We start from the raw sequence: 15,665 nt of genomic DNA, 5'->3' as shown, positions 1-15,665 counted from the left end.
GGGGCATGCGCAGTATTTACATAATGCAATCTTTCTAGTAACCAAAAAATAATTCGGCTACACTGGGGCCACCTCACGATGTGCAAGCGCCAATGCCGAGTTACGCCGTCCCCAGCCATTTTCTTGCGGCCTTCGCCAAGTCGGCCGTCGGCACGGCGCTGCTCGACCCGCAATGCCGCTGGCTCGCGTTCAATGACGCGCTGTGCCGCATCCTCGGTTACCCGCGCGATGAGCTGCTGACCCTGGACTACCGTGACGTCACCCATCCCGCCGATCTCGATGCCGACCTGACGCAGCTGCAGCGGATGCTGGCCGGCGATCTCGACTCCTATTGCCTCGAGAAGCGTTACTGCCGCCCGGACGGCGCCGTGGTCTGGGGCTTGCTCACGGTGACGCTGAGCCATGACGATGCCGGCCGCCCGGAGTGCCTGATCGCCCAGGTGATCGACATCACTGCCCAGAAGAAGGCCATCGAGGACCGCGATGCGCTGTTCGACCTCGCCCCCGACCTGCTGTCGATCTCCAGCCACGACGGCTATATCATGCAGGTCAACCCGGCCTGGCATGAGCTGCTGGGCTGGGACGAAGCCGTGCTGATGTCGCGTCCCTTCGTCGATTTCCTCCATCCGGACGATCGGCCACGCACCCTGGAGAAAGCCGGCGAGCTGGCCAGCGGAGGCGCGGTGCTCGGCTTTCGCAACCGCTACCTGCACGCCGACGGCAGCTGGCGCTGGATCGAATGGAGCACCCGGGTGGCCTGCGACGGACGCATGTTCTGCTCGGGACGGGACGTCACCGAGCAGATCGAATCCGAGGAGAGGACGCGCCGCCTGTCCAGGGAGCTGCACCACCGCGCCACCCACGACTTCCTGACCGGCCTGCCCAACCGCTACGAATTCATGGGCCGCCTGCAGCACGCGATCGACACGGCCGGGCGCGATCCGCATCCGCTGGTGCTGATGTTCATCGACCTGGACGGGTTCAAGGCGGTCAATGACCTCTGCGGCCATGAAACGGGCGATGCAGTGCTGATCGCCTTCGGCCGCCGCCTGCGCGAGGCGGTGCGGCGGGCCGATATCGTGGCGCGGCTGGCGGGTGACGAATTCGTGGTGTTGCTCGACCGCCCGCATGGATCCTGGCCGGCGGCGATCGAGGCAGCGCAGGCGATCCTGCGGGTTGCCGGCCAGCCCTACCCGGAGACGGGAGGGCGAACCCAGCCCGGCGCCACCATCGGGATGGCGCTGCATCGTCCGGGAGAGAGCGCCGACCAGCTGCTCTCGCGCGCCGATGCGGCCATGTACGCAGCCAAGAAGGCCGGAAAGAACCGCGCGGCGTACGAGCGCGCGGGACAGTGGATGTTGCTCGGCGCCTGAAGAAAAAACCGGCCGCATGTCACACCATGCGGCGCCGGCTCGTCTTGGATGCATGGAGGGCGCAACGGGCGCCTTCCCCATCCTGAAAGGACCGCCACCATGACGCACGCTGCCCGCATCCCCCTGTACAACCTGGCCCCCGCCAACCTCAAGGCGATGATCGCCCTGTCCCAGTCCACCAGGAACAGCTCGCTCGGCGCGCGCCTGGTGGAACTGGTGCAGCTGCGGATCTCGCAGCTCAATGGCTGCGGGGTCTGCGTGGACATGCACTGGCGCGACCTGGTCAGGCAGGGACTCGATCCGCGCCACCTGAACGCGCTCGCCGCCTGGCGCGAGGCGCCCTTTTTCAGCGAGCGCGAACGGGCGGCGCTGGCCTGGGCCGACGCCGTCAACGCCCTGCCCGGACGCGACGACACGGACAGCGCCTGGCCGGCGCTGCGCGAACATTTCAGCGATGTGGAGATTGCGGAACTGGCTTATACGATTGCCGCGATCCGCGGCTGGAACGCGATCAACCTGAGCCTGCGCAGCCCGCTGCCGGAGCATCCGGCGCCGGGCATGTGATTCAGGCCGCTGCGCCGGCGCCGCCGGGGCGGATCAGGCCGCGCTGGGTCGCGACCACCACGGCATGGGTGCGCGCGGTGGCGTCCAGCTTGCTCATCACGCCCTTCACATGGGTCTTCACCGTGCCCACGCCGATGCCCAGCTTGCGCGCGATCGACTTGTTGCAGCAGCCCTGCGCCAGCAGCTGCAGCACGTCGGTCTCGCGCCCGGTCAACGATTCGCGGGTGAGGCTGTCGGCGACGCTGCGCGTCATCGACTCGCTCAGGTAGCGTTGGCCGCGCGTCAGCTGCGCGACCGCGTGCGCCAGCTCGTCGGTGCCGCAGGACTGCAGCAGGTAGCCGGCCACGCCGGCATCCATCGCCAGCCGCACTTCCCACTCCTTGTCGAACTGGGTCACCACCAGCACGACCGGCGCCAGGCTGCCGGCGGGCGGCTTGCGCGCCAGCTTGATGCCGGTGTCGTAATCGGTCACCAGCACGCGCGCGACACGCTGCGCCTCGGGCTGGGCCAGGTGCGTGGTGACGCGCAGGCCGGGCTGGTCGGCCAGGATGGCATGCAGCCCGACCGTCATGATCGGGTCGGCGTGCATGATATGGACGGCGGAAGAGATCGGTTGCATGTGCATACTCCGGCAGAAGGCGGCAGACGACGGCGGCCTCGGGCGGCCAACAGCCGACATATTGAAACGACAAGAACGGCAAATCAAGTAATGGTTTGTAATGACCGGTCAATATGCATGCCATCCGCATCGTCAGCTTATGCACACCGGGAGGATGCATGGGATATACTCCCACGATATGCGCCTGACTTCCTTTACCGACTACACCTTGCGGACCCTGCTCCACCTCGGCAGCAATCCGGGGCGGCTCGTCACGATCCAGGAAATCGCGAACCTGCACAACATCTCGAAGAACCACCTGATGAAGGTCGTGCACGAGCTGGGCCGCAACGGCGTCATCGAGACCATCCGCGGCCGCAACGGCGGCTTCCGCCTGGCGCACAAGCCGGAAGACATCAACATCGGCGCGGTGGTGCGCCAGAGCGAGAGCGATTTCTACATGGCCGAATGCTTCGACCCGGGCGGCAACCCGTGCGGGCTGGTCAAGGCCTGTGCGCTCAAGGGCGTGCTCACCAACGCCACCTCGGCCTATCTCGCCGAACTGGACCGCCATACCCTGGCCTCGCTGCTGCCGGAACCGGCGCCGCGCGACAACAGCATTCCGGTCACCTTCCACCGCAAGGAATCGAAGGCGGCCTGAACCGGTATTCATCGCGTGGCGGCATCAATACACGGCTGTCTCCCGAGCATGGCGAACGCATGGCAGGTCGGCGGCCGCAAGCGCAATGCCAGTTCCCGCTCCGGCGCTCGATGTCACTGGTTTTCCGCCACCTTGCGGCGCGTATCCGCGAGCATGCGATCGAGGCGCGCCCGGTCATGGACTTCACCCCGGCTTACCACCATGCGGATCTTGCGGGTAGCGCCGATGTCGGCCAGCGGATCGGCATCCAGAACCAGCAGGTCGGCCGCCTTTCCCTCTTGAATGCTGCCGTAGCGATCAAGTTTGCCGAGGAAGCGCGGTCCGTTTACCACGGCGCTTTGCAGGGCTTGCAGCGGTGTCAGGCCATAGCGCACGAACAGGGCAATTTCATCGTGCAGCGCCTGTCCCGGATAGTTGAACGAATTGAGAAAACCCGCGTCGGTGCCGGCGATGATGCTCACGCCCTCCTGCGCCAGCAGCGGCAGGAGCTGTGCCGATTTCTCGAAGATGGCATGACGCAGTGCAATCGCTTCCGGCCCGTCCTTCGCGGCGCGCTCGACGCGCCAATCATACGTCGCGCGCAATCCCTTTCCGATATATTTCAGGTAATCGTCGCCGTAGTGGCTTTCCTGGTCCAGGTAGGCAGTGATGCGCGATCCCCACAAGGTCGGCACCACCGCCGTACCCTGCGCAGCCATGTGACGGAAAGCGCGGCGCGCAGTCGCTTCGTCGTAGCTTTCCAGGCTGAGCCGCATGACCTCGCGCCCGGCCAGCTTGCCTGCCGCGACCTGTTCCGCCAGTTCGGCTTCGCGTGGCGTCGTAACGCGCAGCAGGTAGCTCTGGTGCTCGACCGTGCCCAGCCCGGCTTCGAACGCGCGCGCCAGCGGAATCTGGCCTGGCAGGTGGCCGGAGGTACGCATGCCGCGCGCCCTGGCCTCGCGCAGTGCCGCCAGATAGGTTTCCGGCGTCATCGTGTTTTCGGTGATCTTCACGAAATCGACGTTCATGGCCTGGAGCTTGTCCAGCGCCTTGCCGACCTCGCCGGGCGAACCGACCTCAATCGTTCCCTTCCACATCGGCTTGCGTCCTTCCAGCTTGGAACCGGAAGTGAAGATGGTCGGGCCAGCCAGTTTTCCATCAGCAATCTGTTGGCGCCATGCGAGCACGGTCTCGGCGAGGTCACCCGCACAGTCGCGCACCGTCGTGATTCCATGCGCGAGATAAAGAGGAAGTAATTGCTTGTTTTCCTCGATGAGCGCCTCGCCTCCGCCAAAGTGCACATGGGTATCCCACAAGCCGGGCATCAAGTATTTTCCCGGCAAGGCAATGGTTTGCTTGGGAGCATAGCGCTTCAGTTCCGCGTCCGCGATCACCGCGACGATCGTATCGCCTTTCAGAAGCACGGTTTTCCCCTTGATGCGGGTGCCGCTGGCGACATCGATCAGTGTGGCTTGAGTCAGCGCCACGTCGGCGGCAATCGTGCCGGCCTGCGCTCCAGCTGACATGCTGGCGAAAAACATGACCGCGATAAGTGGCTTCAGTGCAAACAAACCAGACTCTTGGAGAATTGATATCAAGCAATTTTAACCCAGGAAAGGGGTCGACACTGATGCGCAAGCTGCTGCCATTCATTCAGCCAGGCCAGTCCGTGCTCACACCTGCATGTTCATGATGTCGTGATAGGCTGACACCAGTTTGTTGCGTACTTGCACCGTTCCCTGGAAAGCGATGCTGGATTTCTGCATCGCGATCATCGTATCGGACAGGCTCACGGTATCATCCCCCATCGCAAAACGCTTGCCGAGTTCTTCCGCGTTCTTCTGGGTATTGCTGACCTGCTGGAGCGAGGTCTTCAGGGCATCGGCGAAGTCGAGCTTGGCGACGCCGCCCTGGGGCGCAACATTGCCCAGGCCGGCAGGCGCAACCGGGCCGGCCGCCGGCTTGGTCGCCGCGGCTTTCAGCTGTTCCATCATCGCCTGGATGCGGCTGCTGTCGATGCCGCCGATTCCGCCAATACTCATCGCATTCTCCTGCCCGTGAGGTCGTGCACTTTGTTCAGGCTGTCAGATTACCAGCGCCCCAGCAAATTCCTCGCGTGAAGAAGCATGGATTTCCACCCCTATTTCAGGGTTTGAATGTTGCCCTGTGGCTTCATAATTGCGGCTAATCTCCCTATTCCCCCATTCACTTACCGACCATGGCAGCAGTTGCTGATGAACTGATCGACACCCCGGCGCCCGAACAAGAGGCGAAACAGGGCTTTTTGCAGACCACCATGGGCAAGCGCGTCGCCATCGGCGGCGGGATCGCGCTGGTCAGCGCCATCATGATCGCGCTGTGGATGTGGAGCCAGGCGCCGGAATACCGCGTGCTGTTCTCGAACTACAGCGACCGCGACGGCGGCGCCATCACCGCCTCGCTCGACCAGATGGGGGTCAAGTACAAGTTCTCGGATGGCGGCAGCGCGATCCTGGTGCCCGCCGAGCAGATCCACGACCTGCGCCTGAAGCTCGCCGCGCAAGGCCTGCCCAAGGGCGGCAACGTCGGCTTCGAACTGATGGAAAACCAGAAGCTGGGCGTGTCGCAGTTCCTGGAACAGGTGAACTACCAGCGCTCGCTGGAAGGCGAACTGGCGCGCTCGATCCAGTCGCTCGGCCCGGTGAGCAGCGCGCGCGTGCACCTGGCCATGCCGAAGCCCTCGGTCTTCGTGCGCGACCAGCAAAAGCCCACCGCGTCCGTGGTACTGACCCTGCAGTCGGGCCGCGCGCTCGACCCGGGCCAGGTCAGCGCCATCGTCCACCTGGTCGCTTCGAGTGTGCCGGAACTCACCGTCGGCAACGTCACCGTGGTCGACCAGAACGGCAACCTGCTGTCGGACACGTCGAACAAGGGTCCCGGCCACAAGGGCCTGGATGCCACCCAGCTCAAGTACGTCGAGCAGGTCCAGCAGAACATCATCAAGCAGGTCGAGTCGATCATCGCCCCGCTGGTCGGCAAGGAAAACGTGCGCGCCGAAGCGACCGCCGAGATCGACTTCGCCCAGGTCGACACCGCCGCCGAGATGTACAAGCCGAATTCGCCGCCGGAACCGCAGGCGATCCGCAGCCAGCAGACCTCGGAATCGACCCAGCCGGGCGCCGGCGCTTCCGGCATCCCGGGCGCGCTGTCGAACCAGCCGCCAGGCGTGGCCACCGCGCCGATCGACGGCCAGCCGGTAGCCGGCGCGGCTCCGGCAGCCGGTGGACCGACGCGCAAGGACGCGACCACCAACTACGAAGTCGACAAGACCATCCGCTACGAGCAGCGCCCGATGGGCGGCATCAAGCGCCTGACGGTGGGCGTGGTGGTGAACTACCGCCGCTCGGTCGACCCGAAGACCGGCAAGATCATCGTGAAACCGCTGGCGGCCGCCGAAGTCGCCCAGATCAACGAGCTGGTGAAGCAGGCGATGGGCTACTCGCAGCAGCGCGGCGACACCCTGAACGTGGCCAACGCCCCGTTCGACGGCGTCGACCGCCCGGACGATACGCCCCCTAGCCTCGACTGGTGGCGCGACCCGGCCAACCTGCCGCTGGCCAAGGAGATCGGCAAGTACCTGCTGCTGTTCGCGGTGCTGGCCTTCCTCTACTACCGGATCCTGCTGCCGCTGATGCGCCCGGCGATCAAGAAGTTCGACGAGGTCACCGCCCTGCCGCCGGAGCCGGAACCGGAAGAGGAAGAGATTCCCGAAGAAGAGCGCGAGCCCGATCCGGAAGAGCTCGAGGAGCAGGAAGTCGAACGCCGCGCCCAGGGCTACCGGGCGAACCTGCAGCTGGCGCAGGACCTGGCCCGCGAAGACCCGCGGATCGTTGCAAACGTAATCAAGGCATGGTTGGGATCAAATGAGTGACAAGGACAAGGAAGGCGTACAGCAGGCAGCGATCCTGATGCTGGCCCTGGGCGAAGCGGAAGCGGCCGAAGTGATGAAGTTCCTCGGCCCCCGTGAAGTGCTGAAGCTCGGCGCCGCGATGGCCCAGATGAAGGCGGTGCAGCACACCGAGGTGGTCAAGGTGCTGGAAGCCTTCGTCGAGGAGACCAACCTGCATTCGAACGTCGGCCTCGATTCGGACGAATACATCCGCCAGGTGCTGACCAAGGCGCTGGGCGACGACAAGGCCGCCGTCTTGCTCAACCGCATCCTGGGCGGCAAGGACGCCTCGGGCATCGAAAGCCTGAAGTGGATGGACTCGCCCTCGGTCGCGGAACTGATCCGCAACGAGCACCCGCAGATCATCGCCACCATCCTGGTGCACCTCGAGCGCGACCAGGCCTGCGAGATCCTGGCCCACTTCACCGAGCGCCTGCGCAACGACGTGGTGCTGCGCATCGCCACTTTGGATGGCGTGCAGCCTGCCGCTTTACGAGAATTGAACGACGTGCTGACCAAGCTCCTGTCGGGCAACGAGAACATCAAGAAATCCTCGCTGGGCGGCGTGCGCACCGCGGCCGAGATCCTGAACTTCATGAGCGGCGAGCAGGAAGCGGCGGTCATGGACAACATCAAGAACTACGACAACGACATGGCGCAGAAGATCATGGACGAGATGTTCGTGTTCGATAACATCATCGACATCGACGACCGCGGCATCCAGCTGCTGCTGCGCGAGGTGCAGTCCGAGATGCTGATCATCGCCCTGAAAGGCGCCTCGCAAGACCTGCGCGAGAAGATTTTCAAGAACATGTCGCAGCGCGCGGGCGAGATGATGCGCGAAGACCTGGAGTCAAAAGGTCCGGTGCGCCTGTCGGAAGTGGAAACCCAGCAGAAGCAGATCCTGCAGATCGTGCGCCGCCTGGCAGACGAGGGCCAGATCGTGCTGGGCGGTAAAGGCGAGGATTCGTTCATCTGATGATCCCGAAGGAACAGCAAAGCGCCTACCAGCGCTGGGAAATGACCTCGTTCGGCGACGAGCGCCCGAGCACCCAGTCGCGCCGCGCCGCCATGGCCCCTCCCCCGCCGGCGCCCATGCCGGAACCGGTCGAGATCGTCCCGCACGTGGCACTGCCGACGCTCGAAGAGATCGAAGCGATCCGCGAACAGGCGCGCGCCGAGGGCTATGCCGAAGGCCTGGAGGAAGGCCGCGCCGCCGGCCATGCCCAGGGTTATGCCGACGGCGCCAGGGCCGGCCAGGTCGAAGCGGAAAGCGAGCTGGAACACCTGCGCGCGATCGCCGCGACCTTCAGCGAGGCCGTCATGCAGGCCGACGAGACCATCGCCCACGACGTGCTGGAACTGGCCCTGCGCCTGGCGCGCGGCATGGTGCGCACGGCCTTCGAGGTGCGTCCGGAACTGATCCTGCCGGTGGTGCAGGAAGCGATCGGCTACCTGCCGGTGCTGGCCCAGCCGGCCACGCTCACCCTGCATCCGGAAGACGCCGAGATCGTGCGCCAGGCCATGGGGCAGGAACTGGTCAAGGGCGGCTGGCGCATCGTCGAAGACGCCCTGCTTGCGCGCGGCGGCTGCAAGGTGGATACGGCGAGCAACCAGATCGATGCGCAGGCGCAGGCGCGCTGGGCGCGGCTGACGCATGCGCTGCAGTCCAACGTCGACTGGCTCGGCAACTGAAAACATGACGACCCACACCACCGACCGCCACACCGCCCGCTGGAAGTCCTTCATCAAGGACTGCGACTCCCTGGTCGGCCTGGCCGAGCCGATGCAGGTCTCGGGCCGCGTCACGCGCGTGGCCGGCCTGGTGATGGAATGCGTGGGCCTGAAGCTGGCCGTCGGCAGCGCCTGCACCATCCCGGTGGCCAACGGCCAGCGCATCGAGGCCGAAGTGGTCGGCTTCGAGGGCGAGCGCCTGTTCCTGATGCCGCAGAGCGACGTCGAGGGCGTGGTGCCCGGCTCGCGCGTGTTTCCGGTCGAATCGGCGCTGCCCAAGCCCGGCACCGTGCAGCACCCGCGGCGCCGCCCGAGCGACCGCGCGCGCCACCTGCCGGTCGGCATGCAGCTGCTGGGCCGCGTGGTGGACGGCGCCGGCCGCCCGCTCGACGGCAAGGGCCCGCTCGGCACCGACGAAGTCGGGCCCCTGAATGCCCGCCCGATCAACCCGCTCGACCGCGCGCCGATCTCGGAAACCCTGGACGTGGGCGTGCGCGCCATCAATGCCATGCTGACGGTCGGCCGCGGCCAGCGCCTCGGCCTGTTCGCCGGCACCGGCGTCGGCAAGTCGGTGCTGCTGGGGATGATCGCGCGCTACACCACCGCCGACGTGATCGTTGTCGGCCTGATCGGCGAACGGGGCCGCGAGGTGAAGGAATTCATCGAGCAGATCCTGGGCCCGGAGGGCCGCGCCCGTTCGGCCGTGGTGGCCGCGCCGGCCGACTCCCCGCCCCTGATGCGCCTGCAGGGCGCGGCCTATGCCACCGCGATCGCCGAACACTTCCGCGAGCAGGGCAAGAACGTCCTCCTGATCATGGACTCGCTGACCCGCTACGCCATGGCCCAGCGCGAGATCGCCCTCGCCATCGGCGAACCGCCCGCCACCAAGGGCTATCCGCCTTCCGTGTTCGCCAAGCTGCCGGTGCTGGTGGAACGCGCCGGCAACGGGGTCGAGGGCGGCGGCTCGATCACCGCCTTCTATACCGTGCTGTCCGAGGGCGATGATCAACAAGACCCGATCGCCGACGCGGCGCGCGGCATTCTGGACGGCCACATCGTCCTGAACCGCCACCTGGCCGAAGCCGGCCACTATCCGGCGATCGATATCGAACAGTCGATCTCGCGGGCGATGCACTCGATTACCTCGCACGAGCACCAGCTGGCGGCGCGCAAGCTCAAGCAGCTGTACTCGCGCTACCAGCGCTCGCGCGACCTGATCAGCGTAGGCGCCTACGCCGCCGGCAGCGACCCGGTGCTGGACCAGGCGATCGCCAAGCACGAGCAGATCGAACAATTCCTGTGCCAGGAAATCCACGACAACGCGGGCATGCTGGAAAGCTTGGGGCAATTAAGCTCTCTATTCCAGTGATTGGAATTTGCCGGGCGGAACTATACTCTGACCCATTATGGCCACTTCTTCCGCCCTCGAGACCCTGATCGACCTTGCGCAGCGCGATTCCGACGCGATCGCCAAGCGCCTGGGCGCCGCCCTCAAGGCGGTCGAGGAAGCCGAGCAGAAGCTGGTCATGCTGGATGGCTACCGCGACGAGTACGTGCGCAAGCTCGACGCGGCGCAGATGGCGGGCATCACGCCCTTCGCGTACCACAACTTCGTGGCCTTCATCGGCAAGCTGGACAACGCTATTCAAGGCCAGCGCGAAGTGATCAAGCACGCGCAGTACAAGGCGGACGTGGAAAAGAAGGCATGGCAGGAAAGCGAGCGCAAGCGCCTGTCCTACCGCACCCTGAACGAACGCGCCGCAAGCGAGGCGCTGGCGATCGAGAACAAGCGCGACCAGAAACTGATGGACGACCACGCAGCCCGTGGCGCCCGCTACAAACAACGGTAATGTCCCCATGACGATGCAGACGACCACCCTTCCGTTCCAGGTCTCCGGCGCCAGTGCGCTGGCCCAGCCGCAACGCAACCCGGCAGCCGGCGTGCAGGCCCCAGAAGCCGGGCAGTTCAGCGCCACGCTGTCGCGCGCCATGGCGCCGACCATGGCGCCGACGCCGGCGCCGGCCGCCGCGCCGGCCAACAAGCCGGCGGCGCCCGCGAAGCAGGCCGACAAGCCGGCTGCCCAGGGACCGAAACCCGCAGCACGCGAGCCGGCCAAGCAAAGCGAGGCATCCTCGGACGCGCCGGCGACGGCGCAGGGGGCGGCCGGCGCCGAATCGGGCGACCCGGCCAAGGACGCGGCAGCCGCCGCCGAATCCGCCAGCGCCGCCGCCGACGCGGCCACCACGCCGGTGACCGACATGCTCGCCTTCATGGCCGCCCTGACCCAGGCCCCTGCGGCCGCGCCGGTCACGGCCGAAGCGGCAACGGCGGCCGGCGGCGCCGAGCTGCAGCTTGCCGCGCTCCAGTCCGCGTTCGCGAAACTCGAGACCGCGGACGGCGGCGTGGCAGGCGCGGATCCGCTGGCAGCCGCCGACAGCAACGCGCCCGGCTTCTCGCTGGCGGCCGGCGTGCAGAGCACGGCCCAGGAAAGCGTCGACCTGCGCGCGCAGGCACAGGCGCCGGTGCCCCTGGATGCGGGCAAGGCCCAGCCGCAGCTGCGCGACGCCGCCGCCAACACCGCGCCGAACCTCGAGGCGCCCCTGCCGACCGTCACCCAGCTGCAGGCCCAGGCCGCCAAGCTCGAGGGCTTGCCGAACCCGGCCGCCATGCCGGGCGACCGCATCCCGGCACGCCTTGGCACCCAGGCCTGGGACAACCAGGTCAGCCAGCGCATCGTCTACATGGTGGGCAAGGAACAGGCTGCGACCCTGACGCTGAACCCGCCGGACCTCGGCCCGGTGCAGGTGGTGCTCAACGTGACCAACGACGGGGCCAGCGTGGCCTTCTCGTCCAACCAGCAGGAAGTGCGGCAAGCCCTGGAAAACGCCCTCCCGCGCCTGCGCGAGATGATGGGCGAGAGCGGCATCGCGCTCGGTAACGCAACCGTCGATGCCGGCATGCCGGACGGGCGCCAGGCGCAGCAGGACGGCGAGCGCCGCCATGCCAACGGTGGTGGTCTTGGCAATGCGGGCGGCACGGTCGCGGCGGGCGATGACGCCGCTGCGCGGCCGGCTACCCGGACCGTGAGCCTGGGTGACAACGGACTGGTCGATACCTTCGCGTAATCCACCCTACCAAATCGTCAAGACGCAGGCGCAACAATCACCCGGATTACTACCCCTTCTCCCCTCTTTTCCGGGCTTGGCGGGTTGGGTTTCCCCGCGATAATGCCATAATGACGGAATCATTCTTTTAGGCAGTAAAGAGGCATCTCGATGGCGCAAGCAAAACCAAAGACCGACCCGAAGGCGGACGCAGCGGCAGCTCCGGCCGGCTCCAAGAAGAAGCTGATCGTGATCGCGGCGGCCGCCGTGCTGCTGCTCGGCGGCGGCGGTGGCGCGGCCTGGTACTTCATGCAGGGCGGCGACGGGGCAGCGGCGCACGAGAGCCCGAAGGAATCGAAGAAGAAGAAAAAGAAGGACGCCGGCGTCAAGCCGGAGTACGTGCCGGTCGAGGCCTTCACGGTCAACCTGCAGCCGGAGAATGGCGAGCAGTACCTGCAGGTGCAGTTCACCCTGCAGGTGGCGGGCACGGAACAGGCGACCCTGGTCAAGGACAACATGGCGATCGTGCGCAACCGCGTGCTGCTGCTCCTGTCGGGCAAGCGGGCATCGGAGATCAGCACGGTCCAGGGCAAGCAGCAGCTCGCCGCCGAGATCCAGGCGATCGTCCAGGAACCCTTCGACAAGGACGGCGACGAGCAGGACGTCACCGACGTATTGTTCACCTCCTTCATCATCCAGTAACTGAAGCACCATGGCCGATAATTTCCTCTCACAGGAAGAAGTCGATGCCCTCTTAAAAGGGGTCAACGGCGATCAGGACGACATTGCGGCGCCTGAAGACACCTCGGGGGTACGCACCTATAACCTGGCAACGCAGGAGCGGATCGTCCGCGGCCGCATGCCGACGCTCGAGATCATCAACGAGCGTTTCGCCAGGTATCTGCGGGTTGGCCTGTTCAACTTCCTGCGCCGCAGCGCCGAGGTATCGGTGGGCTCGGTGCGGGTCTCGAAGTACAGCGAGTTCATCCGCAACCTAGTGGTCCCCACCAACCTCAACCTGATCCACATGAAGCCGCTGCGCGGCACGGCGCTGATGGTGTTCGACCCGGGCCTCGTGTTCCTGCTGGTCGACAACCTGTTCGGCGGCGACGGCCGCTTCCACACCCGCGTGGAAGGACGCGACTTCACCCAGACCGAGCAGCGCATCATCATGCGCATCCTCGACATCGTGTTCGAGGCCTATGCCAAGTCGTGGGAGCCGGTGTACCCGATCGAGTTCGAGTACATCCGCTCCGAGATGAACACGCAGTTCGCCAACATCGCGACCCCGAACGAGGTCGTGGTGTCCTGCACCTTCACCATCGAACTCGGCTCGGTGTCGGGCCAGATCCACTTCTGCATGCCCTACTCGATGATCGAGCCGATCCGCGATGCGCTGACCTCGAGCATCCAGGGCGAAGCCCTCGAAGTCGACAAGCGCTGGGTGCGCCTGATGACCCAGCAGATCCAGGTCGCCGAAGTCGAGCTGGTGGCGGTGCTGGGCGAAGGCCGGGCCAACTTCGACGAGATCCTCAACATGAAGATCGGCGACATCATCCCGATCACGGTCCCGGAAACCCTGCAGGCGACCGTGGACGGCGTGCCGGTGATGGACTGCAGCTACGGCGTCTTCAACGGCCAGTACGCGTTGAAGGTCGAGAAGCTGCTGGCCAACAGCGACAACTTCAAATAACAGAACCGAATCAACAGTACGACTCGTGCCGGCCTGAGGGCCGGCACGCAACAGGAGAGCACCATGTCTGACACCCAGGACGATCAGAGCAGCCTCGACGACGATTGGGGCGCGGCGATTGCCGAGCAGGCCGCGGCCGAAGCGGCGGCGCTCGAACGCCAGCAACAGCAGCAGGCCACCGCCACCGCGGCCGTGTTCAAGGATTTCTCGAACAAGGGCGCGCGCAACGACACGCCGAACGACATCGACTTCATCCTCGACATCCCGGTCCAGCTGACCGTGGAACTCGGCCGCACCAAGATCGCGATCAAGAATCTACTCCAGCTGGCGCAAGGCTCCGTGGTGGAGCTCGACGGCCTGGCCGGCGAGCCGATGGACGTGCTGGTCAATGGTTGCCTGATCGCACAGGGCGAGGTCGTGGTCGTGAACGACAAGTTCGGTATCCGTCTGACTGATATCATTACGCCATCGGAACGGATCAGAAAACTGAATAAATGACCTCGAGCAACGTCGCTCATCGCATTCGCCCGCTCGCGGCGGCGCTGCTGTTCACGCCGCTCGCGGCCTGCGCGGCGCCCGTCGGCGCCGACCAGGCCACCCAGCAACAGCAAGCCGCGCCGGCCACGCAACAGGCTGCGCCGCCCAGCCAAGCCGCCGCCCCTGCGGCGACCGCACCGGTTCCGGTTCCGGCGACTGCATCGCAAGACACCCAGCCCCTGCCGCGCGGCGCCACCACCACCGGTCGCCCGGCCACGCCGGCCCGCCCCGCGCCGTCCGGCCCGGTCTCGACGCCGGTGCAGTCGCCCGGCCCGGCGCCGGCAGACAGCGTCCCGGCCGCGGCGGCAGAACAGCCCGCCACCGCTCCTGCCCCGGCAGCCACCACGCCCACCCCCGCCCAGCGCCCGCCCCAGGTCGTAATGCCGACGCCGAGCGCACCGGCCACCGGCAGCCTGCTGCAGACCATCCTGGCCTTGATGCTGGTGCTCGGCCTGCTGCTCGGCCTGGCCTGGTTCATGAAACGCTTCGGTGCGCGCGTCATGGGCGCCAGCGCCAACGTGAAGCTGGTCGGCGCGCTCAACATCGGCGGGCGCGAACGCATCATGGTGGTCGAGGTGGGCAACCAGTGGATCGTCGTCGGCGCCTCGCCGGGACGGGTCAATGCCCTGGCCACCATGCCGCGCCAGGAAGGCGCGCAGGAGGACGGCGCCACGCTGGCACCTCACGCAGCGAGTGCCGGCAGCTTCGGCGACTGGCTCAAGAACACGATAGACAAACGTAATGCGAAATAAGAAATTCCTGCTGGGTGCGGGCATGCTCGGCCTGGCGCTGCTGCCGCTGGCCGCGCTGGCCCAGCCCGGCATCCCGGCCTTCACCACCAGCCCGGCCGCGGGCGGCGGCACGCAGTATTCGCTGCCGGTCCAGACCCTGATCCTGCTCACGGCGCTGACCTTCCTGCCGGCCGCGCTCCTGATGATGACGGCCTTCACCCGCATCATCATCGTGCTGTCGCTGCTGCGCCAGGCGCTCGGCACCCAGACCGCACCGCCCAACCAGGTGATGGTCGGGCTGGCGCTGTTCCTGACCTTCTTCGTGATGGGCCCGACTTTCGATCGCGCCTACACCGAGGCCTACCTGCCGCTGCAGCAGAACCGGATCCAGATGAGCGAGGCGCTCGACCGGGGTGTGGTGCCGTTCAAGGAATTCATGATCAAGCAGACCCGCCAGTCCGACCTGGCGCTGTTCGTCAAGATCTCGCGCTCGCCCGCGCTGCAGGGTCCCGAGGACGTGCCGCTGCGGGTCCTGATCCCGGCCTTCGTCACCAGCGAACTGAAGACCGCTTTCCAGATCGGCTTCGCGATCTTCATCCCCTTCCTCATCATCGACATGGTGGTGGCTTCGGTGCTGATGGCGATGGGTATGATGATGATGTCCCCTGCCGTGATCTCGCTGCCGTTCAAGCTGATGCTGTTCGTGCTGGTGGACGGCTGGCAGCTGCTGCTGGGTTCGCTGACCCAGAGTTTTTACTAGGA

At 66.1% G+C, this 15,665-nt stretch carries 17 protein-coding genes; 14 read left to right on the top strand and 3 right to left on the bottom strand.

All coding sequences use genetic code 11. The annotated features are described in order from the left end of the window. Positions 1–92: 92 nt before the first annotated feature. Entirely contained in the window at positions 93–1,373 is a 1,281-nt protein-coding gene (locus tag ACK6C6_RS04045; RefSeq protein ID WP_409266034.1) for a diguanylate cyclase domain-containing protein, read from the top strand. Between the two features lie 99 nt (positions 1,374–1,472). Next, a complete protein-coding gene (locus ACK6C6_RS04040; protein ID WP_209588840.1) occupies positions 1,473–1,937 on the top strand; it encodes a carboxymuconolactone decarboxylase family protein in 465 nt (154 codons plus the stop codon). 1 nt (position 1,938) lies between these two features. On the opposite strand, the gene ACK6C6_RS04035 is transcribed toward ACK6C6_RS04040, so the two are convergent. Beyond that, positions 1,939–2,556, bottom strand: coding sequence for a LuxR C-terminal-related transcriptional regulator (locus ACK6C6_RS04035; RefSeq protein WP_409266033.1), 618 nt, complete (start codon positions 2,554–2,556; stop codon positions 1,939–1,941). 178 nt (positions 2,557–2,734) lie between these two features. On the opposite strand from ACK6C6_RS04035, the gene ACK6C6_RS04030 reads away from it, so the two are divergent. Beyond that, complete coding sequence (locus ACK6C6_RS04030) at positions 2,735–3,196, top strand: RrF2 family transcriptional regulator (RefSeq protein WP_409266032.1); 462 nt, start codon at positions 2,735–2,737, stop codon at positions 3,194–3,196. A 113-nt stretch (positions 3,197–3,309) separates the two neighbouring features. On the opposite strand, the gene ACK6C6_RS04025 is transcribed toward ACK6C6_RS04030, so the two are convergent. Together ACK6C6_RS04025 and fliE are read right to left on the bottom strand one after the other, a co-directional pair. Next, positions 3,310–4,746 carry an amidohydrolase family protein gene (locus ACK6C6_RS04025; protein ID WP_409266030.1) on the bottom strand — a complete coding sequence of 479 codons (1,437 nt, stop codon included), beginning with the start codon at positions 4,744–4,746 and terminating at the stop codon, positions 3,310–3,312. Between the two features lie 102 nt (positions 4,747–4,848). Further along, positions 4,849–5,217: a flagellar hook-basal body complex protein FliE gene (gene fliE, locus ACK6C6_RS04020; RefSeq protein ID WP_027864429.1), complete on the bottom strand. Its 369-nt coding sequence runs from the start codon at positions 5,215–5,217 to the stop codon at positions 4,849–4,851. Between the two features lie 176 nt (positions 5,218–5,393). On the opposite strand from fliE, the gene fliF reads away from it, so the two are divergent. From fliF to fliP, 11 genes are all read left to right on the top strand, one after another. Further along, positions 5,394–7,085 (top strand): flagellar basal-body MS-ring/collar protein FliF, encoded by a 1,692-nt coding sequence (gene fliF / locus ACK6C6_RS04015; protein WP_209588836.1) that lies wholly within the window; start codon positions 5,394–5,396, stop codon positions 7,083–7,085. Next, positions 7,078–8,082 (top strand): flagellar motor switch protein FliG, encoded by a 1,005-nt coding sequence (gene fliG / locus ACK6C6_RS04010; protein ID WP_209588835.1) that lies wholly within the window; start codon positions 7,078–7,080, stop codon positions 8,080–8,082. Before fliF ends, fliG begins: the two co-directional genes overlap by 8 nt. Next, positions 8,082–8,798, top strand: a complete 717-nt coding sequence (fliH, locus tag ACK6C6_RS04005; RefSeq protein WP_409266029.1) for a flagellar assembly protein FliH — start codon at positions 8,082–8,084, stop codon at positions 8,796–8,798. The genes fliG and fliH overlap by 1 nt, the downstream gene beginning before the upstream one ends. A 4-nt stretch (positions 8,799–8,802) precedes the next feature. Continuing rightward, the gene (gene fliI / locus ACK6C6_RS04000) at positions 8,803–10,206 is read left to right on the top strand and encodes a flagellar protein export ATPase FliI (RefSeq protein ID WP_209588833.1); all 1,404 of its coding nucleotides are present in this window, start codon (positions 8,803–8,805) and stop codon (positions 10,204–10,206) included. A 37-nt stretch (positions 10,207–10,243) separates the two neighbouring features. Continuing rightward, positions 10,244–10,687, top strand: a complete 444-nt coding sequence (fliJ, locus tag ACK6C6_RS03995) for a flagellar export protein FliJ (RefSeq protein ID WP_036212321.1) — start codon at positions 10,244–10,246, stop codon at positions 10,685–10,687. A 7-nt stretch (positions 10,688–10,694) separates the two neighbouring features. Further along, positions 10,695–11,963: a flagellar hook-length control protein FliK gene (locus tag ACK6C6_RS03990; RefSeq protein WP_409266028.1), complete on the top strand. Its 1,269-nt coding sequence runs from the start codon at positions 10,695–10,697 to the stop codon at positions 11,961–11,963. A 150-nt stretch (positions 11,964–12,113) separates the two neighbouring features. Continuing rightward, entirely contained in the window at positions 12,114–12,644 is a 531-nt protein-coding gene (fliL, locus tag ACK6C6_RS03985; RefSeq protein WP_409266026.1) for a flagellar basal body-associated protein FliL, read from the top strand. A gap of 10 nt (positions 12,645–12,654) precedes the next feature. Further along, the gene (fliM, locus tag ACK6C6_RS03980) at positions 12,655–13,635 is read left to right on the top strand and encodes a flagellar motor switch protein FliM (protein WP_027864436.1); all 981 of its coding nucleotides are present in this window, start codon (positions 12,655–12,657) and stop codon (positions 13,633–13,635) included. Positions 13,636–13,698: 63 nt separating this feature from the next. Continuing rightward, a complete protein-coding gene (gene fliN / locus ACK6C6_RS03975) occupies positions 13,699–14,133 on the top strand; it encodes a flagellar motor switch protein FliN (RefSeq protein WP_409266023.1) in 435 nt (144 codons plus the stop codon). Beyond that, a complete protein-coding gene (fliO, locus tag ACK6C6_RS03970; protein WP_409266022.1) occupies positions 14,130–14,924 on the top strand; it encodes a flagellar biosynthetic protein FliO in 795 nt (264 codons plus the stop codon). Before fliN ends, fliO begins: the two co-directional genes overlap by 4 nt. Then, the gene (fliP, locus tag ACK6C6_RS03965; RefSeq protein WP_409266020.1) at positions 14,914–15,663 is read left to right on the top strand and encodes a flagellar type III secretion system pore protein FliP; all 750 of its coding nucleotides are present in this window, start codon (positions 14,914–14,916) and stop codon (positions 15,661–15,663) included. Before fliO ends, fliP begins: the two co-directional genes overlap by 11 nt. Positions 15,664–15,665 lie beyond the last annotated feature (2 nt).

This window comes from Massilia sp. BHUDP2 (assembly GCF_046236355.1).
GTDB classification, from domain to species: Bacteria; Pseudomonadota; Gammaproteobacteria; order Burkholderiales; family Burkholderiaceae_D; genus Telluria; species Telluria varians.
This window is presented reverse-complemented; position numbering and strand designations above follow the sequence as displayed.